The sequence below is a fragment of the Aeromicrobium terrae genome (assembly GCF_008039565.1).
In the GTDB taxonomy this organism is placed as follows: Bacteria; Actinomycetota; Actinomycetes; order Propionibacteriales; family Nocardioidaceae; genus Aeromicrobium; species Aeromicrobium terrae.
The window spans coordinates 146,159-168,132 of the sequence record NZ_VDUX01000006.1 but is presented as its reverse complement, the minus strand read 5'-3'; the positions used below and the strand labels follow the sequence as shown (position 1 = coordinate 168,132).

The following is a 21,974-nucleotide window of genomic DNA, read 5'->3' as shown; positions in this document are numbered from 1 at the left end:
ACTAGGATCGTCTCCTCATGCTCGACGACCTCCTGGCCCAGCCGGCGTTCGCACTCATCCGGGTGCGCGACGCCGACACGGTCACGCTCGTCGGCGGCCCGCGCACGGACGTCGAGTCCCTCGCGGACATCCCGCTTGTCAGCGGCACGGAGCAGCGGTGGGACCACCTCGTCCTCGTGCCGTACGCGCAGGTGCGCGAGCGGGGCTTCGAGGCACACCAGGACGGCACGCCGCTGAGCGTGATCGCGGCCGACGTGCAGCGCGAGGTGCCGCTGGCCGACCTGCTCGCCGAGCTCCCGGACGTCCCGATCGACCTCGTCGACCGCGGCGGCTTCGAGACGTCCGACGACGACTACGCCGAGATGGTGCGCCACGTCATCGACGAGGAGATCGGCTGCGGCGAGGGCGCGAATCTCGTCATCGGGCGGCACTACCGCGCGCAGGTCGCCGACTGGGGCCACGAGCGCGCGCTGTCCGTATTCCGCCGCCTGCTCGAGCGCGAGCGCGGCGCGTTCTGGACGTTCTGCATCTTCACCGGCGACCGCTACCTGATCGGCGCGAGCCCGGAGCGGCACGTCAGTGTCGAGGCCGGCCAGGTCCGCATGAACCCGATCAGCGGCACGTTCCGCATGCGCGGCCTCGACACCCACGTCGACCGCAAGCGCGCGCTGCTGGAGTTCCTCGCCGACGAGAAGGAGATCTACGAGCTCTTCATGGTCGTCGACGAGGAGCTCAAGATGATGTGCGACATCTGCCACGAGGGCGGCATGGTGCTCGGGCCGTACCTCAAGCCGATGAGCCACCTCGTGCACACCGAGTACCTGCTCGCCGGCCGCACGCACCGCGACGTCCGCGAGGTGCTGCGCGACTCGATGTTCGCCGCCACTGTCACTGGCAGCCCGGTGGAGAACGCCTGCCGGCTCATCAAGCAGTACGAGCCGCACGGCCGCGGCTACTACGCGTCGGTGGCCGCCCTCGTCGGCCGCGACGCCGACGGGATGCCGATGGCCGACGCGCCCATCCTCATCCGCACCGCCGACGTCGACCTCAACGGCAACGTGAAGGTCACCGCCGGCGCCACGCTCGTCCGCGACTCCGACCCCGCCTACGAGACCAAGGAGACCTGGGCCAAGGCGTCGGGCATCCTCAGCGCGTTCGGGCTCGTCGAGCAGGCGCCGCCGACTGAAGAGGCCGACGTCGACGCGTTCACCCGCGAGGACGACGTACTCATCGCCCTCGGCTCGCGCAACCAGCGGCTCAGCCAGTTCTGGCTCTCCGACCAGTCCGGCACGCCGCCGGTGCCGTCGCTCGTCGGCAAGCGGGTCGTCGTGCTCGACGGCGAGGACGACTTCGTCAACATGCTCGGCCACGTGTTCGGCGTGCTCGGCATGAGCACCGACTTCGTCCGCCACGATGCGTACAGCGACGGCGCCCTCGACGGCTATGACCTCGTCGTGGTCGGCCCCGGCCCGGGCGACCCGCGCGAGCTCGACGACCCCAAGATCCGCGTCGTCGACGGCGTCGTCGCCGAGCTGCTGGACGAGCAGCGCCCGTTCCTCGCCGTCTGCCTCGGCCACCAGGTGCTCAGCGGCCGTCTCGGGCTCGACCTCGCGTTCAAGGACATCGTCTTCCAGGGCACGCAGAGCCGGCTGCCCGTGCTGGGCCGTGAGGAGACCGTCGGGTTCTACAACACGTTCGTCGCCCGGGTGCCTGAGTCCGGCCTGCCGGACGGCCTCACCGTCGAGACCGACCCGAACGGCGACATCCACCTGCTCGCCGGCCCGCACTATCGCGGCGTGCAGTTCCACGCCGAGTCCATCCTGACCCAGAACGGCTACGCGATCCTGCGCGACCTGGTCACCGAGCTGATCGGCTGATGAAGACCCTCGGTCTCGTCGGCGGCATGAGCTGGGTGAGCACGGCCGAGTACTACCGCCTCGCCAACGAGCGGGTGGCCGAGCGCCTGGGCGGGCTGCACTCCGCTCCGATCCTCATGGAGTCCGTCGACTTCGCCGAGATCGAGGAGCTCAAGCGTGCCGACCGCTGGGACGAGGTCGGGGCCCGGCTCGCCGGCGCCGCCGTCCGCCTGGAGATCGCCGGCGCCGAGGTGCTGGTCCTCTGCACCAACACGATGCACCACGTCGCGGACGCCATCGAGGCGGTGACGACCGTGCCGTTCGTGCACCTCGCCGACACGACGGCCTACGCCGTCCGCGCCGCCGGGCTGCAGCGCGTCGGGCTGCTCGGCACGCTGTTCACGATGGAGCAGGCGTTCTACCGCGACCGGGTGGCGTCGCACGGCCTCGACGTGCTCGTGCCCGACGCCGACGACCGCGCCAAGGTCAGCGACATCATCTACGACGAGCTGTGCCACGACGTCGTCACCGACCCCTCGAAGGCCTATTACCTCGACGTGGTCGACCGCCTCGTCGCCGCGGGCGCCGAGGGCATCATCCTCGGCTGCACGGAGATCGAGCTGCTGATCGGCGCGGACGACCTGGACGTCCCGGCCTTCCCCACCACGCGACTGCACGTCGAGGCCGCCGTCGACCTCGCGCTCGGCTAGGTCCTGAGGTCGTCCCAGTTGAGCGACCGCAGCACCTCGAGCATCTCGCTGCGGCTGTCGGCACCGAGCCGGCGCCGGATGCGGGCCACGTGGTGCTCGACGGTCTTGGGCGAGATGAACAGCTTCTCGCCGATGTCGCGGTAGGACATGCCGTTGGCGACCAGCTGGGCGACCTCCGCCTCGCGGTCGGTCAGGTGCGGACGGAGTCCCGCCTCGTCCTCGGACGATCCGCGGGAGAACGTGGGTCGCTGCAGCGAGCGGGCCAGCTGCATGAGCGTGAGCATGTCGTCGCGGTCGGACGAGCGCGCGGCCGCCTGGGCGGCGAGGCGCGTGGCGTCCCAGGTGAGTCCGTGCCGGTCGAGGGCGGCAGCCGACGCCTGGACGTCCGCCGCCTGGAACCGCTCCTGCAACATCTCCAGCCAGACCTTCCCCGCTCCGGCGAGGATGCCGGCGAACGGACTGGTCCGGGCCGCGACGACCAGGGCCTGCGAGTGCGGCACCAGGCTCGCGGGCTCCTCGGCGAGGATCGCCGCCTGCACGCCGCACCAGTGGTACATCGCCGACCACAGCGGCGGCTGGCCGAGCGCGTCGAGCAGCCGGTCGGCCTCGTCGAGGTGGGCGCGCAGCCGGGGGGCGTCGCGGAGCCGGGCGGCGGCCACCCACAGCTCGCCGAGCGCCAGCAGGGAGTACAGGTCGATGCTGTGGCCGGTGATGGACTCCTGCGCCGCGACCCACGCCTGCGCGAGCGCCGGGACGTCGGACTCGCGCCGGGCCAGACCGACGGTGAGGGCCTGGACGAGGAGGATGTCGCGCATCTCCGGCTGGCCGGCCGCGGTCACGGCCTCGAGCCGCTCGCGCGCCGCCACGGTGTCGCCGCGGAGCATCGACGTCCAGGCCAGCAGCAGCTGATGACGCGCGCGGTACGACGGGCCGCACAGGTCGGCCTCCACCGCGGCGGTCAGGACGGCCTCGGCCGTGGAGAGCTCGCCGCAGTTGATGGCGACGAGGGCCGCGAGGGCGGCCGGGGACTCGGGGACGATGACGTCGCGGCTCGCCGTGCGCAGGGTGGTGGCCGACTGGACGAGCGTCGGGAGGGCGGCCTGGCCGGCGCCGTCGAGCGACTGCTCGAGCCCGCGGGCCACCAGGGCGAGGCTGCGGCCGACCGTCGTGGGCAGCGCGTGTCCGGCGACGTCGAGCATGCCGCGGGCGGCGTCGCGATCACCGGCGCCGAGGTGCGCCCAGGCACCGAACGCGGCGTCCATGCCGAGGGCGTCCGGGCCGAGGTAGTCGTAGAGCATCCGGGTGTGCTCGAGCGCGCCGCGATGGGCGTGGGACACGGCGGCGGCGCGCACGGCCATCGGCAGGTCCGCGCCACTCGGGTCGGAGAGGACCACGTCGCTGGTGCGCAGCGCCAGGTCGAAGTCGCCGGTGGCGGCCGCGACGTGCGCGCGGAGGGCGGCGATCTCGGTCGGGCTCGCACCGGCGCGCTGCGCCAGCTCGAAGGGCTCGTCGTCCCAGCCCTCGTCGCTCAGGACGGACTCCTGGGCCGCCGACAGCAACACGTCGACGAGGCGACGATCCCGGCAGCCGGACGCGACGAGACCGCGAGCCGTGGCGATCGACAGGCCGCCGGGGATCTGCGCGTCCAGGACCGCGTCGTGCAGCGACGCCAGCTCGGCGCGGGACGCGGTCCCGAGGACGGTGTCGCGGTGGGCCGGGTCAAGGCGGTCCTCCTCGAGGTCGACGATCCCGCGCTCGGCCGCCGCGCGGAGGTGGTCGCTGACGGCCGTGGGGTGCGCGTCGACCACGGCGGCCACGGTGTCGACGTCGGTGGTGCCGGTCACGGCCGCCGCGAGCAGGACCCGTTCGAGCTCGGGCTCGACGTCGTCGGGTCGCAGGTCAGGTCGGACGGTCATGCCGAGTCACGCCCTACTGCAGGAACAGGGCCGAGATCGTGCGTCGGCGCTTGGTCGGGGTCGCCGCCGGTGCCCCCTGGTCCGGGGCGTCGGCGTCCGACGTGGCGGTGGGCTTGGGCTCGGGCTCGACGGCGTCGCTGCGCCGCTTGCCCTGGGGTCGGACCACGGAGCTCGGGCGGACGGTGCCGTTGCTCGACGACCCGTTCTGGCCGGCCGGCGGCTCGTCGTCGTCGTTGCGACGCCGGGACCGGGGCTTCTTCTCCGGCTCGGGCTCGACGTCCTCGACGTCGCCGGCCTTCGCCGCCCGCTTGAGCGCCTTGCGCTCCTCGGCCTCGAGTCGGGCGGCCTCGCGCAGCATCGCCTTCTGCTCGGCGGCCTCGGCCTTGGCGGCGGCCTTCGCGGCGTCGCGCTCGGCCTTCTCGATCCGAGCGGCCTCGCGCATGGCCTGCTTGCGCTCGGCGGCCTCGGCCTTCGCGGCGGCCTTCGCCTCGCGGCGCTCGGCGGAGTCGGCGTCGGACAGCTCGCGCTCGGCGGCCTTGCGCTGTGCGGCCTCCTCGGCGCGGGCCTGCTTGGCGGCGCGGCGCTCGGCCTTCTCGATCGCGGCGGCCTCGCGCTCGGCCGCACGCTGCGCGGCCACCTCGGCCTTGTCGGCGTCCTCGAGGGCCTTGCGCTCCTCCGCCTCGATCTGGGCTGCCTCGCGCTCGATCTCCTTGCGCTGCGCGGCCTCGAGCTTCGCCGCGCGCTTGGCCTCCTTGCGCGCTTCCTTCTCGGCCCGGACGGCCTCGCGGGCGGCCTGCTTGCGCTCGGCGGCCTCGGCCTTGGCGGCGGCCTTGGCCTCCTGCTCCTGGCGCTTGCGGTCGTCGACCTCGGAGGTGTCCTCCTCCTGGGCGGCGGCCGCGTCGATCTCGGCGGCGACGCGCTCGAGACGCTTGCGCTCGGCGGCCTCGGCCTTCGTGGCGGCCTGGGCCTCGCGCTCGAGGCGCTTGCGCTCGGCGGCCTCGGCCTTGGTGGCGGCCTTCGCCTCGCGGGCCTGCTCGGCGGCACGGCGAGCGGTCTCGCGCTCGGCCTCCTCGCGAGCGTCGTCGTCCGACTGCTCGACGGCCTCGACCGGCGCGGCCTCGACCTGGACGTCCTCCTGCTCGGCCTGCTCCGCCTGGGCGGCGCGCTCGGCGGCCTTGCGGGCCTCGGCTTCCGCCTTGGCGGCGGCCCTGGCCTCGTCGCGCTGGGCCTTCTCGAGACGGGCGGCTTCGCGTTCGGCGTTCTTGCGGGCCTCGGCTTCTGCCTTGGCGGCGGCCTTGGCCTCGTCGCGCTGGGCCTTCTCGAGGCGGGCGGCTTCGCGTTCGGCGTTCTTGCGGGCCTCGGCTTCTCCCTTGGCAGCCTGACGCTCGTCGGCCTCGATCCGCGCGATCTCGCGCTCGATCTCCTTGGCCTCCGCCTTCTTGCGCGCGGCCTCGAGCTTCGCCTCCTTGCGGTGCTGGGACTCCAGCCGTGCCGCTTCGCGCTGGGCCGCCTTGCGCTCGGCCGCCTCGGCCTTGACCTGGCGCTTGGCAGCCTGGCGCTCCTCCGCCTCCCGCATCGCCGCCTCGCGCTTGGCCTGCTTGCGCTCGGCCGCGGCCGACCGCGCGGCGTGCTTGGCCTGCCGGCGCTCCTCCTCGGCGAGCCGGGCCGCCTCACGCTCGGCCTCCTTGCGCTCGGCCTCGGCGCGAGCGGCGTCCTCCTGGGCCTGCCACCGCTCGGCGGCGGCACGCTCCTCGGCCTCCCGCTCGGCTTCGCGCTGGAGCGCGGCAGCGAGCCTGGCCTGCTCGGCGGCCTCCTTCTCGGCGGCCCTGCGCTCCGCCTCGGCCTGCTCGGCGGCGAGGCGAGCCTGCCGCTCGGCCTCGGCCTGCTCGGCGGCCTCCTTCTCGGCGGCGCGGCGCTCGGCCAGGACGCTCTCGGCCTGGGTCCGGATGTGGGCCCGGTGCTCGGCCTCGGCCTGCTCGGCGGCGACGCGCGCGGCCTCGGCCTCGGCGGCCTCCTGCTCGGCGCGCTCGGCGGCCTCCTGCTCGGCGGCTGCGCGCTCGGCCGCCTCGCGCTCGGCGGCGAGACGCGCCTCCTCCGCGTCGGCGGCCTCCTGCTCGGCGGCGACGCGAGCCCTCTCGGCCTCTGCGGCCTCACGCTCGGCGGCTCGGCGCTCGGCGCGTCGCTGACGCCAGCCGGGGCGCGACGGCTCGTCGGCCGGGGGCTCGGACGGCGGACCGGAGTCCACGGGGGCCTGGATCACGGGCTCGGCGATGCGCGGTGCCTGACGGGTGGCGGCCGTTCCCTGGACGGCCTCGGCGTGCACCGGTGCCTCGACCGACACGGACTCCGCGCCGACGACCTCGCCGCCGGGCGCCTCCACCGACCGGCGCCGGTCGGCACGCCGCGTGGCGACGATCCGCGGCAGCACGGCGCTCGCGCTGAGCCGGGCGCCGCGCGCCACCGTCAGCGTCGGGTCCGGCTCGATGAGGACGGTGAGCCCGAGCTCGGCGGAGATGCGCTGCGCCACGATCGGGGTGCTCGCGAGACCGCCGATGGCGAGCACGGTGGTCGGGCTCATCCGGCTCGACTCGATGGTCGACTTCAGCATGGTGACGACGCGATGGGCCCACGGCTCGGCGATCTCGTCGAACTCGGCCCGCACGAGCCGGAGCCGGGCGTCGACGCCGGGGAGGTCGGGCTCGACCGTCATCGCGGAGTGCCGCGAGAGGTTCTCGCGGAGGCGCCGGCACTCGACGAGGAACTCGCGGACGGCGGCGACGACCGCGGGGTCGTCGTGGTCGAGCTCGAAGCCGTAGTCCCGGACGCTCGTCAGCAGGTGATGCATCACGAGGGCGTCGAGCTCGTCGCCACCGTCGTTGGAGAGGACACCCGCCGTGCCCGAGACCTCGGGGGCGGGGGTACGGCACTGGACGACCACGGCGGCGCTCGACGTGCTGGCTCCGAGGTCGAGGACGGCGGTGACGTCGTCGATCGGCAGGTCCGTCGCCCGGGCGCGGCGCACCGCGGCATGGGCGTCGGTGATGACGGCGACGTGGCGGCCGGCGATCTCGCGGATGGCGTCGCGGGTGACCGACGCGGCGCGAGCCGTCCACCAGGCAGGGACGGCGACGGCGACTCCGCGGCCGCCCTGGGCGACGGAGACCTCGCCGGCGAGCTCCATGAGGTCGGCCACGGCCGAGGCGTAGATCTCGTGGGCCAGCCGGTGCTGGATCGTGCCGTGCTCGTCGCGGTAGACGAGGGGCACCGGATCACCGACCCGCGGGATCGCCTGGGCGATCAGGCGGCGGCGCAGGGCATCGGTCGGCGGGGTCGCAGTGCGACCCTCTCCGTCGGACACCGAGTCGCCGTGGGCGCCGATGTCGAAGCCGATCCCCATCGTGCTGGGTTCCTCCCCCTTGTCGTGGTCCAGCTCAGGTGAGACTTGGGGGAGCCTAACTCCGCAGATCAGGGCACCGCAGGAAAATCCCCTAATCTCCGATCCCCCATGAATAGGGGATTCCCCGAGCCCGAGTCCCTGTCGTCATGGGCGGGAAGTTAGGGATCGCACCCCGATGCACGGGGGGTGGTCCGATTCCTACGGTGCTGTCAGCTGGCACATCAGTCAGCGAACGACGCAGGAGAAATCATGGACACCACCACATTGCTCAATTTTATTCTCGGGCTCCTGGGTGACGGCGCGAAGGCGGCCGCCTTCTCGGAGGATCCGGAAGGCGCGCTCGCTGCCGCTGGTCTTGGGGGCATCTCGTGTGCGGATGTCGACGCACTCGTTCCGGTCGTGGCGGACTACATCCCCGTCTCGCACAGCTTCGGGCACCACAGCCACCCCGGTCACTTCATCAAGGAGCTCGTCAGCGTGTTCCAGACGGGCGACGTCAACAACATCGCCCAGAACATCTGGACCGATGGCGGGGACCTGAACCAGGCTTTCGCCGATCACGGCGGCAACGCCATCATCGGTGACGACAACCAGGTCGCCGGCCGCGACGCCATCCACGGCGAGGACGAGGCCGTCATCGGTGGCGGCGACGTCACGGTGGCGCGCGACGACGCGATCATCGCGGGCGGCAACGCAGCGGACGACGACGCGATCGTCGCCGGCGGCAACGCTGCCGAGGACGACGCGATCGCCGCGGGCGGCAACGCTGCCGAGGACGACGCTCAGGCAGCCGGTGGCGACGCCACCGAGGACGACGCCCAGCACTCCGGCGGCGACGCTGCCGAGGACGGCGCCCAGATCGGCGACAACACCGACGATCACTCCGACGACGACGGCATCGACGCCGAGGGTGGCGCGCTCGTGGGCAACACGGACGACCACTCCGACGACGACGGCATCGACAACGAGGGTCAGGCCGGTGTCGGCAACTCGTACGAGGACAACGACACGGACTCGCACGACGACAACCGCCAGAACAACAGCACCAACGACTCCGGCAACGTCGTCCTGACGGACTCGGCCAACGACAACTCCACGCACATGGACATGTCGCAGGACAACGACACCACGACCGTCGACTCGCACGACGACAACGACGGCTACGACATGGAGGGTGGTTCCGGCCCGGCCGGCAACTCCTGGTCCGACGACGACACCGACTCGCACGACAACACGTCGATCGTCTCCACGGACACGCACACGGAGGACAACGACGGGTACGACCTCGAGGGTGGCGCCGGTGGAGCCAGCAACACCAACAGCAGCTCCACGACGGACTCGCACGACACCACCACCGTGGACGATCACTCCACCGTTGACAGCCACGACGTCGATCAGACGATCGTGACCGACAACGCGGTGATCATCCCGTAACAAGACGTGAGCAGCTCGGGCTGCCTCACCACCCAGCGCGTCCCCCAGATTCACGAAAGTGGGTCTGGGGGACGAGTTGTCATGTCACCATGGCGACGAAAGACTCCCACGAGGAAACGACGTTGCTGCATGACCGCCACACCCCTGAGCGTTCCTGAGCGCGCTGACCTGCTGCGACTCCTGGCCGACGCCGCTGCCGCGGCGTCGACCACGGATCGCGACGACCTGGTGGACAGCCTGAAGCAGCTGTCCCAGCGCGTCGAGGACCCGACCATCCGCGTCGTCGTCGTCGGCCAGTTCAAGCAGGGCAAGAGCGCCCTGGTCAACGCCATGGTCGACCAGTCCGTGTGCCCGATCGACGACGTGATCGGCACCGCCGTGCCCACCGTCGTGCAGTACGGCGAGACGCCGTCCGCGGTGATGTGGTCCGAGGTCGACGGCGTCGAGGGACTTCAGTCGCGGAGCATCCCGATCGACTCGCTGCGCCAGCACGTCACCGAGGCCGCGGAGAGCCAGGACGGCGTGCGCCCCGTGCGCGTGGACGTCTACCTCCCCAACCAGCTCCTGGCCCAGGGCATCTCGTTCATCGACACCCCGGGTGTCGGCGGCGTCACGAAGGCGCACGTCGCGAGCACGTTGTCGATGATCCCGGTGGCCGACGCGGTGTTCATGCTGTCGGACGCGAGCCAGGAGTACACGCAGCCCGAGCTCGCCTTCCTCAAGCAGGCGATGACCCTGTGCCCGACCGTCTCCTGCGTGCTCAGCAAGACCGACCTGCACGTCCAGTGGCGGACGATCGCCGAGGCCAACCGGGAGCACCTCGCCGCCGCCGGCCTGGACCTGCCGCTGATGCCCGCGTCCGCCGCCTCGCACCTGCGGGCCGTCGCCACGAACGACGCCGCGCTCGACCGCGAGTCCGGCATCCCGCAGCTGAAGGCCGACCTCACCGGCGACCTGCTCGACCGGGTGCTCACCGAGACCGGCCAGGCCGTCGGCCGCCAGGTGATCAGCGTCGTCGACCACCTGCGGCTGCCGATCGACTCCGAGCTGGCCACGCTCCGCGACCCCGGACGCAGCGGCGCCGTCGTGAAGTCGCTGAAGGAGTCGCAGGCCGCGGCCCAGGCGCTGAGCCAGAAGTCCGCCAAGTGGCAGCAGACCCTCAGCGACGGGTCGAACGACTGGATCTCCGACATGGAGTACGACCTGCGCGATCGCCTGCGCCGGGTCGGCCGCGAGTGCGAGATGCTCATCGACGACTGCGACCCGTCCGAGGTGTGGGAGGAGATCGGCGCCTGGCTGGCCGACTCCATCGCCCAGGCCGTCGCGGACAACTTCGTCTGGTCGCACCAGCGCGCGGAGTGGCTGGCGGCCCGCGTCGCCGACCACTTCAGCGTCGAGGGTGCCGTCGAGCTGCCGTCGCTGCGCTTCTCCGACACCGAGGGAGTGCTCAACCCGATCGCCGGCCTGGAGGCGCTGCCGTCGGGGCACATGTCGCTCCCGCAGAAGGTCATCCTCGGGATGCGGAACTCCTACGGCGGCATCCTGATGTTCGGCCTGCTCACCAGCCTGTCCGGCATGCCGCTGGTCAACCCGTTCTCCATCGGCGCCGGCATGCTCGTCGGCGGCTTCTCCTACCGGCAGGACGCCGCGGCCCGGCTCGAGCGTCGTCGCTCGATGGCCAAGGTCGCCGTCAGGCGGCTCATCGACGAGGCGATGTTCCAGGTCGGCAAGGAGCAGCGCGACCGCTTCCGCGAGGTCAAGAAGACGCTCCGCGACCACTTCGCCGACATGGCCGAGCACATGAAGCGCTCGCTGCAGGAGGCCATCGACTCGGCCAAGGCCGGCGCGAAGAGCAAGACGGAGGGCGGTCGCACCGACCGCATCTCCACCCTGCAGGCGCGGGAGGCCACGCTCGCCGAGCTGGCCGAGCGCGCGAGAAGGCTCCTGCCCCCGGGGGCGGCCAACGAGTCGGCGGTTCCCGCCGGCGACAGTGAGGCGGTCGTGGCATGAACGACATCCGAGAGAGCGCGGCGATGACGACCGCGCGAGACCTGCTGGACCTGGCGATCCGCGCCTACCGGCGCGAGCCGGAGATCCTGGAGACGCTCCAGGCGCACCGCGTCCGGCTCGACGAGCCGCTGCGCGTGGCGCTCGTCGGCTCGGTCAAGGCCGGCAAGTCGACGCTGCTCAACGCGCTGCTGGGTGAGCACCTCGCGCCCACGGACGCACGCGAGTGCACCCGCGTCGTCACCTGGTACCGGCACGGGTCCACCCCGCAGGTCGTCGCGAAGCCGGTGAACGGCTCGCCGGAGAACCTGCCGGTGCACCGCCAGCACGGCCGGCTCGAGCTCGACCTCGGCGACGCCACGGCGGACAGCCTCGAGCGCATCGACGTCACCTGGCCGGCCGACCCGCTGGCCGAGCTGATCCTCGTCGACACCCCCGGCACGGTCTCCATCTCCGAAAGCATCTCGAGCCGCACCCAGAAGTTCCTCGCGCCGCCGGACGGGGTCTCGGAGGCGGACGCGGTCATCTACATGCTCCGCTCCCTGCACCTCAGCGACGTCGAGTTCCTCCACGACGTGAAGAACCACCACGGTCGCGCCGACGGCTCGGCCCCACGCTCCATCGCCGTCCTCTCGCGGGCGGACGAGCTGGGCGGTGGTCGCCTCGACGCCATGGTGTCGGTCAACGCCGCGGCGGCCAAGCTCCGCACCGACCCCGCGCTCGACGGCGTCTGCGAGGCGCTGGTCCCCGTGGCCGGCCTGCTCGCCCTGGCCAGCACGACGCTCCGCCAGTCGGAGTTCTCCGCCTTCGTCGCGCTGGAGAAGCTGCCGCGCGACGAGCGCGAGGCGCTGCTGGCGTCGGTCGACCGGTTCATCACCGCCGAGGACGAGAACCTGCCGAGCCCGCGCGTGCGGGCGTCGCTCGTCGAGCGGTTCGGCGTCTACGGCATCCGGCTGGCCATCGCGGTCCTCCGCACGGGCATCAAGGACGCGCCGACGCTGTCCGCCGAGCTGGTCCGTCGCAGCGGCCTGGACGAGCTGCGTCGCGTGATCGACGTGCACTTCCAGCAGCGGCACGCCGAGCTCAAGGCCCACTCGGCCATCTCGGCGGTCTACCGGGTCCTGCAGGACAACCCGCGCGAGCACACGCAGGAGCTGCTCGAGGACGCGGAGGAGTTCCTCGCCAACGCCCACGCGTTCCGCGAGATGCGCCTGATCAGCCACGTGCGGTCGGTGAAGCTGGCCCTGGCGCCGGAGGAGCTCGAGGAGCTCATCCGCCTGACCGGCGGCAACGGCACCTCGCCCAAGCAGCGGCTCGGCCTCGACGAGGACGTCGACGACCTCACCGCGCACCGCGCCGCCTACGACGCGCTGTGGGCGTGGACCGAGCGGGCCGAGCACCCGCTGATCGACCGCGACACCGCCGCGGCCTGCCGCGTCGTGCGGCGCAGCTGCGAGGGCATCCTCGACGAGCTGTCGCAGGCCCACTTCGCGACGGTCTGAGCCACTACTCGGACGGTGAGCCGAACCCGTAGCTCGTCAAGGTGCGGGCGGCGATGGGCGGCTTCGCCTGGAGCCAGCGTTTCGTCGGGTGCACCGCCGCCATCGTGAACGTCAGGACCAGGAACAGCGCTTGAGCGGCGGTCCAGGCGAGGTCGGAGACGCCCCCGTCGCGGAACGCGGACGTCACGATCATCGCGGGCAGGTGGATGACGGTGAGGACCATCAGCATCGTGCGCGCGGACTGCTGGCGTCGCGCCAGGCTCCGTACTGCCGCGATCTCCAGGATCAGCAGCAGCAGGGCGATCAGCCCGACGCCGGCGAGCGCGACGTCGACGGCGTGGCGGATGTCCTCGGCGGAGTAGTCGTCAGCCTTGTCGCTGATGGACTTGCGCAGCGCCGACCGCAGCTCGTCGATCCGGGTGAGCGCCACGGCCGTCGGCACCAGGAACGCGATGGCGCTGGCGAAGATCGTGGCGTGGGCGAACCCGATGGTGCGGGGCGTCTGGAGCTCCTCGCGCTGCGGCAGCCCGCTGGCGAACGTGGGTCGTGCGGGCGCGGGTCGTTCGGCCCTCCCCGCGGTGTCGTCGGGGGCCTGGTCACCGGGCCGCGCGTCGTCGGACACGTTCACATCCTACGATTTGGCGGCTTGCTTGATGGCTCGTTTCAGCTCGTCGTTGCCCGGCATGACGACGTTGCCGTTGTCGCCGAACACCCGCAGGATCTGGTCGTTCACGACGATCGTCGGGGTGTGCTGGACGTCGGCCTCCTTGGCGAGGTTGACGCCCTCGGCGAGCCAGTCCTCGAACTTCTCGTCCTTGACGCACTTCGAGACCTTGGGCGCACCGGCGCGTTTCGCGAGCGCGATGAGCTTGGCGTCGCTGGGCCCGGCGGTGCCCTCCTTGGGCTGGATCTTGTAGAGGGAGTGGTGGAACTTCCGGTACGCGCGGATGCCGGCGGCGTCGGCGACGCAGGCGGCGGCATTGTGTGCGCGCTCGGTGTACCGGTTGGTGCTGGCGCCGACGAGGAACGGCACGGGCTTGTAGACCAGGGTGATCTTGCCCTTCTTGACCTGCTTGTCGAGGAACTTCTGGCTGCGCTTCTCGAAGATGCCGCAGGACGGGCAGAGGAAGTCCTCGTAGAGCTCGATGGTGACCTTGGGCTTCTTGGCCTTCTTGTCACCGGTGGCGACCGCGGGGGTGAGGACGAAGCCGTGGTCCTTGGAGTGCTTCGGGGCGTCGGCGCCGCTGGTGTCGTCGTCCTTCTGGGACTTGAAGTACGCGCCTGCGGAGATGATGGCGACGGCGGCGAGGACGATGACGATCGTCGCGATGATGCGTCCACGAGCGTCCGTCGACTGGTGCTTCTGCATCATCGCGTCCGCGAGCTCGGCGCGCTTCGGGCCGTCGGCCATGGGTTCCCCCTCTCCCGGTGTCGGGCGCGACGTTACCTGGCGAACCGCGTCCGCGTGGCCACACCTCTGAGGTTTTAGGAACTGCAGGTCAGGGCGTTGCGGGGACGGCGGCGCGCGGCTTGTAGCGCGTGACCGCGACGCCGAGGAGGCAGAGGCCGCCGCCGACGAACGCGAGGGCGGCCGGCACCTCGTCGAGGGCCACCCAGGAGATGAGGGTGGCGACCGCGGGGACGAGGTACGTGGTGGATGCGACCTGCCCGGCGCTGAGGCGCTTGAGGGCGTAGGACCAGGTGCTGAAGCCGATGGCCGTGGGGAAGACGCCGAGGTAGACGAGCCAGACGATGTCGCCGGCGGTGGCGTCGCCGAGCTCGTCGATCAGGCTGGGCGCGTAGGGCAGGCAGACGACCATGCCGACGAGGCACGCGATCCACACGGTGGTGGCGGGCGCGACCGTGCCGAGCGCAGGTTTCTGCGCGAGCACGCCGATGGCGTAGGTGACCGCGGCGACGAGGCAGAGCACGACGCCGGTGGTGCTGGCGGTGGCGACGCCGGAGTCGTCGTTGGTGCTGGCGGCGATGAGCGCGACGCCGGCGAACGCGACCGCGATGCCGACGAGCAGTGGCTTCGGGAAGCCTTCCTTCAGCAGGACCCCCGCGAGCAGCGCGATGAGGATGGGCCCGATGTTGACCACGAGCGCGGACGTGCCCGCGTCGAGGTGCTGCTCACCGGCGTTGAGCGCGACGTTGTAGACGCCGAACCAGAAGACGCCGGCGATGAGGAGGAAGTACAGCGGACGCCCGGTGGGCAGCCGCCGCTGCCACGGCCGCGCGATGATGGTGAGCGCCACGAGCCCGACCGCCAGCCGCCCGAGCGACAGCGGCCCCGGCTCGAACGACTCGCCTGCCGCCCGGATGCCCACGAACGCCGACGCCCACAGCAGCACCGTCACCGCCAGGGCAGGCATGGACAGATCGCGCTCGATGACGGGGGTGCTCACGAGTCAACGCTAGGGCTCAGCACTGACACTTCACGAGCGAAAATCGGACAGCGCAGCGCGGGATTCGGACGGTTTCGCGACATGTGACGCCCAGGGCGTTGTCGGACCCGAATGGCGCATCTGGCGTCACGAATCGATCAGCCGGCACCACGCCCGACGGCCAGGGCGGCGAGAATTGCCCTGCCACCGTCGAGCGTGCCTTCCACCGTTCGGGGATCGGCTTCGCCTCGGGGGTCGACCAGGCGCGCTTCGTCGATGAGGCGCGCGTCGCGGCAGCCGTAGTCGTCGATCACGACTCCCGCGCGCACGCGACCGTGCCGGTAGACGATCAGCCAGCGCGGTCCCAGGTCCAAGGTGCAGACGCGATCTCGTTCCGTCGGTCTCAGCTCCTTGAACGCGTCCCGGAGCTTCGGCAGGTCGGCGGCTCGCACGTGCTGGACCTCCCCGACGTGCTTCCACGCGGCGTCGGCGATGTCCTCGACGTCGCGGTCGGGGTCGAGCGAGCTGTACCCGCAGATCCACGCGTCCTCAGGCGCGGGGAGTGACGGCGCCTCGCGCGCGGGGTCGAAGGTCTCGAAGCCCTCTCCCATCTCGTCGCGCGGCAGCTCCTTCGGGCAGGGTGCTTCGCTCGTGTTGATGCTCTGCGTGGGTCGCACGCGCGGAGCGGGGGCCGTCGTCTCCTCCGACGTCGGAGCGTCGTCGCCGGAGGCCGAGACGAGCCACACAGCAACCAGCGCGACCACGGCCGCCACGGCGACCCCGATCGCGATTCGACGCCGCGCTGGACCCACGCTCGACACGGTAGGCGTTCGTCGGCATGAGCGGGCGGATCGGCCAAAGACAAGCGCCCCACCCGCGGCGTACGGGGTGGGGCGCTGAGTCGGGGGCGGTCTAGCTGCCCAGGTCTCCGCCGTCGGAGTCCAGGGTGACCTCGGCGGTCTTCTTCTGGCCGTCACGGGTGTAGGTGATCGTGATCTTCTCGCCGGGCTGGTAGCCGCGGATGGACGCTACGAGGGCGTTCGAGCTGACCACGGGGGAGTCGTTGACGGCGGTGATGATGTCGCCGGTCTTCAGGCCCGCCTTGTCGCCCGCGCTGCCCTTGTTGACCTCCTTGATCTCCGCGCCGACGCCGGTGATGTCGTCGCTGGAGACGGCCGGGGCGACGGTCACGCCGATGCGGGCGTGCTGCACCTTCTCGCCCTTCACCAGGTGCTTCGACACGTTCTTGGCGAGGTCGATCGGGATGGCGAAGCCGAGGCCGATGGAGCCGGCATCGCCGCTCGTGGTCGTACCCGCGCGGATCGCGGAGTTGATGCCGATGACGTTGCCCTCCATGTCCACCAGCGGGCCACCCGAGTTGCCGGGGTTGATGGCCGCGTCGGTCTGCACGGCGGGGAACACGGTCTGGTCGTTGTCGCCGGCGCCGCCGGAGGAGGCGACCGGGCGGTTCAGCGCGCTGATGATGCCGCTGGTCACCGTGCTGTCGAGGCCGTACGGCGAGCCGATGGCGACGACCTCCTGGCCGACCTCCAGGTTGTTCGACGAGCCGAGCGCGGCCGGGGTGAGGCCGCTCTTGCCGTCGGCCTTGATGACGGCGAGGTCGGTGACCGGGTCGCGACCCAGGATCTCGGCCTTCGCGTTGGTGGCGTCGTTGAACGAGACCGTGATCGAGCCACCGTCGGCCGCCGCCTCGACGACGTGGTTGTTGGTGAGGATCTGCCCGTCGCTGCTGATGATGATGCCGGTGCCGGAGCCGGCCTCCTGGCTGCCGCGGACGTTGATCTGCACCACCGACGGCAGCAGCTTCTGCGCGACCTTCTCGACGTCGCCGGTCGGAGCGCTCTTCGAGTCGTTGCCCGTGTTGAGCGAGCTGACCACGGGGCTGTTGTCGTCGCCGTTGATCGCGTCGTACGCGGCCGCGCCACCGACGCCTGCTGCTGCGGCGATCAGTGCCACCGCTGCGACGCCGGCGACCCGACGACGTCCGCGCTGGTCCGGCGACGGGGGCGTGCCGCCGATCGTGCCGCCGTCGTCGCCACCGTGCGAGCCGTCGTCGGGGTTCACGACAGGCTCGGCCACGGGCATGGTGACTGTCGGCTCGGGGCGGTCGGCCTCGCGCGTCGGGATCTGCTCGGTGGGCTCGGTGTCGGAAGGGGCGGCCGGCGGCGCGGCGGCCGGCGGCTGCTCCTCGGAGACGGGAGCCTGCTCCACCGGAGCCGTCACCTCGGTGTCGGCGGGCTCCGGGTCGTCGACCTTCGTCGGCGGGATGTAGGGCTGCGCGGCGAAGGGATCGTTCGAGTCGCTCATAGCTTCAGATTCTCCCTGATGACTGAGAACGCGCTGAGCGGGACGTGTGAGCCCCGAAAGAACTCAGCTCGGTGGGTCGGACGACGGGATGGTCATCGTGAACAGGCTGCCACCATCAGGAGGCGACGCCGCGGTGACCGTCCCGCCGTGCCGCTCGGCGGCGCGACGGACGATCGACAGGCCGAGCCCGGAGCCGGGCAGTGTGCGCGCCTCGCTGGAGCGGTAGAAGCGGTCGAAGACGTGCGGGAGGTCGTCCTCGGCGATGCCGGGGCCCTCGTCGCGCACGGTCAGCTCCCCGTTGGCCAGGCGCACGGTGACGGTGCCGCCTTCCGGGCTCCACTTCACCGCGTTGTCGAGCAGGTTCGTGACGGCACGCTCGAGGAGCGCCGGCTCGCCGAACACCGACCACGACTCGGCGTCGACGTCGATCTCCACACCGGTGGCGCGCGGGCGGACCCGGTCGACGGCGGACATCACCGCGTCGGCCAGGTCGAGCGGCTCGGGATCGCGGACCATGGGCTCGTCGCGGGCGAGCTCGACGAGGTCGCCGACCAGCGTCGTCAGCTCGAGCAGCTGGGCGCGGACGTCGTCCATGATCTCGGTGCGCTCGCCCGGCGACAGGGTGCGCTCGGGGTCCTCGGACGCCTGGCCGAGCAGCTCGATGTTCGTGCGCAGACTGGTGAGCGGCGTGCGCAGCTCGTGCCCCGCATCGGCCACCAGCTGGCGCTGCCGGTGCTGCGACGCGTCGAGCGCCAGGAGCATCTGGTTGAACGACGCGGTGAGGCGGGCCAGCTCGTCGTGGCCGGTGACCTCGATCGGTCGCAGCTCGTTGGTCCGCGCGACGCGCTCGGTGGCTGCGGTGAGGCGGCGCACCGGGCGCAGGCCGTTGGCGGCCACCACCCAGCCGGCGCCGCCGGCGAGCACGACGCCCGCCGCGCTGCACAGCCAGAGCATCAGGCGCAGCCGGTCGAGGGCCTGCTGGATCGACTCCATCGGCTGCGCGAGCACCAGCGCCGTGCCGGCACCTGCCTGCACGGCGACGACGCGGTACAGCTCGCCGTCGATCGTGGTGGAGCGGCGCGACGTCTTCGCCTGCCCGATCGACACCTCGATCTCGTGGTGGTTGAGCGGGAGCGTCGCGGTGTCGCCCTTGCGGTTGAACACCTGGCCGCCGCGCACGACGAAGATCTTGATGCCGACGACGTCGAGCTCCTCCGTGGTCGGCGTGTAGCCGGCGGAGACGGCGGCGTTGGCACGGCGGAGCATCGAGTCGTCGAGCGAGCTCTCGAACTCCGCGCGCACCGTGAAGAAGACGATGGCGCTGACGGCGGACAAGGTGACGGCGACGGCCGCCGTGGTCAGCAGCGCGACACGTAGTGCGAGCGACGCCCGGGCGGTGAGGGGGTGGATCAGCTCGCGGATCGTGCTCATGGGGGAGTCTCGCGCAGCACGTACCCGACGCCGCGGACCGTGTGCAGCAGGCGCTCCTCGCCCTCGGCCTCGAGCTTGCGCCGGACGTAGCCGACGTAGACCTCGAGCGAGTTGGCCGTGGTGGGGAAGTCGAAGCCCCACACCTCCTCGAGGATGAACGAACGCTCCAGCACGCGCTTCGGTCGGCGCATGAACAGCTCGAGCAGCGCGAACTCGGTGCGGGTGAGCGACAGGGCACGGTCGCCTCGGGTGACGTCGCGCGTGACCGGGTCGAGGGTCAGGTCGGAGAACGTGAGCGGGGCCTCGTCGGCCTCCAGCTCGGCCCGCCGCGCGGCGCGACGGTGCAGGGCACGGACGCGGGCCAGCAGCTCGTCCAGCGCGAAGGGCTTGGTGAGGTAGTCGTCGGCACCGGCGTCGAGACCGTCGACGCGGTCGTTGACGGCGTCGCGCGCGGTGAGCACGAGGATGGGGACGTCGTTGCCGGCGCTGCGCAGGGCTCGCGTGGCCTCGAGGCCGTCCAGCCGCGGCATCATCACGTCCATGACGATGACGTCGGGGTCGACCTGGGGCACCCGCACGAGCGCCTCCGCTCCGTCGGACGCGAGCTCGACGCTGTAGCCGTTGAACTCCAGGGAACGGCGCAGCGAGTCACGCACCGCCCGGTCGTCGTCGACCACGAGAATCCGCATGACCCCAGTGTGCCGGGTGCGGCTGAGTCCTCGCTGAGACGCCGGTCGACGTGGGCTCGCCTCCGTCCGAAGGTCGCTAGCGGCGGAGCCGCGGGAGGGAGCTCTGCGACCGAAGCGACGTCACCGTCAACTCCCACGGAAGGTCGCTTCGCTTCGCTCCCGGGCTTCGCCCTAGCGACCGCGGGCTGGCGTCGCGCCCGAAGACCGACGGTCGGGTCCTCGCTCGGCTCGCCTCCGTCCGACGGTCGCTAGCGGCGGAGCCGCGGGAGGGAGCTCTGCGACCGAAGCGACGTCACCGTCAACTCCCACGGAAGGTCGCTTCGCTTCGCTCCCGGGCTTCGCCCTAGCGACCGCGGGCTGCCGTCGCGCCCGCAGACCGACGGTCAGTCCTCGGACGGTCCGTCGAGCAGCGACTGGGCGGCCGCGGTGGCGCGGGCGCCGTACGTGCCGCCGAACAGCACGGCGTGCACGAGCAGCGGGTGCAGCTGGTGCAGGCCGACGCGCTCCTTCCAGCCCTCCGCGAGCGGCGCGGCCTCGTCGTAGGCGTCGAGCACGCGCTGCAGGTGCGGGAGGCCGAACAGCGCGAGCATCGCCAGGTCGGTCTCGCGGTGGCCGCCGTGGGCGGCGGGGTCGATCAGCCAGGCGTCGCCGTCGGTGCCCCACACGACGTTGCCCGACCACAGGTCACCGTGGATGCGGGCGGGCGGCTCGGCCTCGCCGGCGAAGTCGTGGATGCGACGCATCGCGGCCTCGATGGTGTTGGCCTGCTCGATGCTGAGGGCCTTGCGGTCGACGGCTGCCCGCACGTACGGCATCACCCGCCGCGACGCGTAGAACTCCGGCCAGGTAGGCAGCGGCCGGTTGGGCAGCGGTGCGAGACCGATGTAGCCGTCGACGTCGGCACCGAACTGCTCGGCGCCCGCGGCGTGCAGGGCGGCCAGCGACTGGCCGAGCCGCTCGGCCGCGTCGGTGGTGGGCTTCCCCGGCTCGACCCAGGCGACGATGATGCAGTCGTCGGCGACGGCGAGCAGCTCGGCCACGCGAGCGCCCTTGGCCTCGGCGAGCCACTTCAGGCCCTCGGCCTCGCGCGCGAAGAAACCCTCGGGCGGCTGCGGACGGGTCTTGATGATCGCGTTGCGCCCGTCGCTCAGGCGCAGGCGCGTGGAGGTGCAGATGTCGCCGCCGGCCACGGGCGTCGTCGAGATGACGCCGTGGCCGAGGAGCGCCTCGGCCCGCGCCGCGGTGCCCGACATCCGTGCCATGCCTGCGACGTTACCGGGAAAGCTGGGCACGTTGGCGAAGTCCCCGCGCCGCCCGGACGCCCCCGCATCCCGCCTGACATCGTTCTCGGCCCTCGCAAGACAACCCCGGTATGGCTTCGGACCTCGGCCTCGTCAGGCGGGCGCGGATGACGCCCGGATCGACTGCGCGGACTTCACCAACGCACCCCGGGCGCAAACTCCGGAAGTCGTTCGATGATCTCGTCGGCCGTGCGCTCCACCATCTCGAGCACCTCGGCGAAGCCTTCGGGCCCGCCGTACCAGGGATCGGGCACCTCGGCGTCGGGGCTCGGCGCCTCGGGGTCGAACGACCGGAACATGCGCACCTGCTGCTGCGCCTCGACGGTCGGGGCCTGCTCGATCATGTCGGCGTAGTTGCTCTGGTCCATGGCGAGCAGGAGGTCGTTCTCGGCGTACCAGTCGGGCGAGAACGTGCGGGCGACGTGCCGGGTCGCGTCATAGCCGGCGTCGGTGAGGGTGGTGGCGGCGCGCCGGTCCATCGGCTCGCCCCGGTGCCACCCGCCCGTGCCCGACGACGACACGACGACCTGGTCAGTGAGCCCGGCGCGGTCGATGCGGTCCTGGAGGACGACGTGGGCCATGGGGGACCGGCAGATGTTGCCGAGGCAGACGATCCCGATGCGGAACGGCTCGCTCACCGCTTCGCGAACCCCCCGAGGATCGCGTTGACGATCGAGATGACGATCGAGCCCAGCAGCGCCCAGCCGAAGCTCTCGACGTAGAAGGCGACGTCGAGCTCGCCGGTGATCTTGTCCGTCAGCATCAGGAGCAGCGCGTTGATGACGAGCAGTGCGAAGCCGAGCGTCACGATGATGAACGGCAGCGACAGCACCTTGACCACCGGACCGACGAACGAGTCGATGATCGTGAAGACGGCCGCCACCGCGGCGAGCGTGAGGAGCCGGTCGGACGTCGAGTCGGACTCCACGCCGATGCTCATGTGCGAGCCGAGGAGCCACGCGGCGACCGCGAGCGACGCGGCGCTGAGGATCCAGGACGTGATCAGTCGGGGCATG

At 71.8% G+C, this 21,974-nt stretch carries 17 protein-coding genes; 5 read left to right on the top strand and 12 right to left on the bottom strand.

The features are described from left to right. Positions 1 to 17: 17 nt before the first annotated feature. Positions 18 to 1,877: a chorismate-binding protein gene (locus FHP06_RS13100; protein ID WP_147687234.1), complete on the top strand. Its 1,860-nt coding sequence runs from the start codon at positions 18 to 20 to the stop codon at positions 1,875 to 1,877. After that, positions 1,877 to 2,566 carry an aspartate/glutamate racemase family protein gene (locus FHP06_RS13095; protein ID WP_147687233.1) on the top strand — a complete coding sequence of 230 codons (690 nt, stop codon included), beginning with the start codon at positions 1,877 to 1,879 and terminating at the stop codon, positions 2,564 to 2,566. The genes FHP06_RS13100 and FHP06_RS13095 overlap by 1 nt, the downstream gene beginning before the upstream one ends. Here FHP06_RS13095 and FHP06_RS13090 read toward each other — a convergent pair. Both FHP06_RS13090 and FHP06_RS13085 read right to left on the bottom strand, forming a co-directional pair. Next, on the bottom strand, positions 2,563 to 4,482 hold the full coding sequence (locus FHP06_RS13090; RefSeq protein ID WP_147687232.1) for a helix-turn-helix transcriptional regulator: 1,920 nt from the start codon (positions 4,480 to 4,482) through the stop codon (positions 2,563 to 2,565). The two genes, FHP06_RS13095 and FHP06_RS13090, sit on opposite strands and share 4 nt — an antisense overlap. A 13-nt stretch (positions 4,483 to 4,495) precedes the next feature. Then, positions 4,496 to 7,879, bottom strand: coding sequence for an Hsp70 family protein (locus tag FHP06_RS13085; RefSeq protein WP_147687231.1), 3,384 nt, complete (start codon positions 7,877 to 7,879; stop codon positions 4,496 to 4,498). A 249-nt stretch (positions 7,880 to 8,128) separates the two neighbouring features. Here FHP06_RS13085 and FHP06_RS13080 point away from each other — a divergent pair, with 249 nt between their 5' ends. From FHP06_RS13080 to FHP06_RS13070, 3 genes are all read left to right on the top strand, one after another. Beyond that, positions 8,129 to 9,313: an IniB N-terminal domain-containing protein gene (locus FHP06_RS13080; protein WP_147687230.1), complete on the top strand. Its 1,185-nt coding sequence runs from the start codon at positions 8,129 to 8,131 to the stop codon at positions 9,311 to 9,313. A gap of 129 nt (positions 9,314 to 9,442) precedes the next feature. Further along, entirely contained in the window at positions 9,443 to 11,323 is a 1,881-nt protein-coding gene (locus FHP06_RS13075) for a dynamin family protein (RefSeq protein ID WP_187271926.1), read from the top strand. Further along, positions 11,320 to 12,822, top strand: a complete 1,503-nt coding sequence (locus FHP06_RS13070) for a dynamin family protein (RefSeq protein ID WP_222706479.1) — start codon at positions 11,320 to 11,322, stop codon at positions 12,820 to 12,822. Before FHP06_RS13075 ends, FHP06_RS13070 begins: the two co-directional genes overlap by 4 nt. 4 nt (positions 12,823 to 12,826) lie before the next feature. On the opposite strand, the gene FHP06_RS13065 is transcribed toward FHP06_RS13070, so the two are convergent. The 10 genes from FHP06_RS13065 to FHP06_RS13020 all read right to left on the bottom strand — a co-directional run bounded on the left by FHP06_RS13065 (position 12,827) and on the right by FHP06_RS13020 (position 21,973). Continuing rightward, positions 12,827 to 13,444 (bottom strand): hypothetical protein, encoded by a 618-nt coding sequence (locus tag FHP06_RS13065; protein WP_147687228.1) that lies wholly within the window; start codon positions 13,442 to 13,444, stop codon positions 12,827 to 12,829. A 9-nt stretch (positions 13,445 to 13,453) separates the two neighbouring features. Beyond that, complete coding sequence (locus tag FHP06_RS13060; RefSeq protein ID WP_147687227.1) at positions 13,454 to 14,233, bottom strand: DsbA family protein; 780 nt, start codon at positions 14,231 to 14,233, stop codon at positions 13,454 to 13,456. A gap of 88 nt (positions 14,234 to 14,321) precedes the next feature. Further along, positions 14,322 to 15,230: a DMT family transporter gene (locus FHP06_RS13055; RefSeq protein WP_230973515.1), complete on the bottom strand. Its 909-nt coding sequence runs from the start codon at positions 15,228 to 15,230 to the stop codon at positions 14,322 to 14,324. 137 nt (positions 15,231 to 15,367) lie between these two features. Next, positions 15,368 to 16,021, bottom strand: coding sequence for a hypothetical protein (locus tag FHP06_RS13050; protein WP_147687226.1), 654 nt, complete (start codon positions 16,019 to 16,021; stop codon positions 15,368 to 15,370). A gap of 100 nt (positions 16,022 to 16,121) precedes the next feature. Further along, on the bottom strand, positions 16,122 to 17,537 hold the full coding sequence (locus FHP06_RS13045; RefSeq protein ID WP_230973514.1) for a S1C family serine protease: 1,416 nt from the start codon (positions 17,535 to 17,537) through the stop codon (positions 16,122 to 16,124). A gap of 63 nt (positions 17,538 to 17,600) precedes the next feature. Continuing rightward, positions 17,601 to 18,968: a sensor histidine kinase gene (locus FHP06_RS13040; RefSeq protein WP_147687225.1), complete on the bottom strand. Its 1,368-nt coding sequence runs from the start codon at positions 18,966 to 18,968 to the stop codon at positions 17,601 to 17,603. Then, positions 18,965 to 19,657 carry a response regulator transcription factor gene (locus tag FHP06_RS13035; RefSeq protein ID WP_147687224.1) on the bottom strand — a complete coding sequence of 231 codons (693 nt, stop codon included), beginning with the start codon at positions 19,655 to 19,657 and terminating at the stop codon, positions 18,965 to 18,967. The genes FHP06_RS13040 and FHP06_RS13035 overlap by 4 nt, the downstream gene beginning before the upstream one ends. A 383-nt stretch (positions 19,658 to 20,040) precedes the next feature. Continuing rightward, positions 20,041 to 20,919 (bottom strand): fructosamine kinase family protein, encoded by an 879-nt coding sequence (locus tag FHP06_RS13030; protein WP_147687223.1) that lies wholly within the window; start codon positions 20,917 to 20,919, stop codon positions 20,041 to 20,043. Between the two features lie 173 nt (positions 20,920 to 21,092). Further along, a complete protein-coding gene (locus tag FHP06_RS13025; RefSeq protein WP_230973513.1) occupies positions 21,093 to 21,596 on the bottom strand; it encodes a low molecular weight protein-tyrosine-phosphatase in 504 nt (167 codons plus the stop codon). Further along, entirely contained in the window at positions 21,593 to 21,973 is a 381-nt protein-coding gene (locus FHP06_RS13020; RefSeq protein ID WP_147687222.1) for a phage holin family protein, read from the bottom strand. Before FHP06_RS13020 ends, FHP06_RS13025 begins: the two co-directional genes overlap by 4 nt. Position 21,974 lies beyond the last annotated feature (1 nt).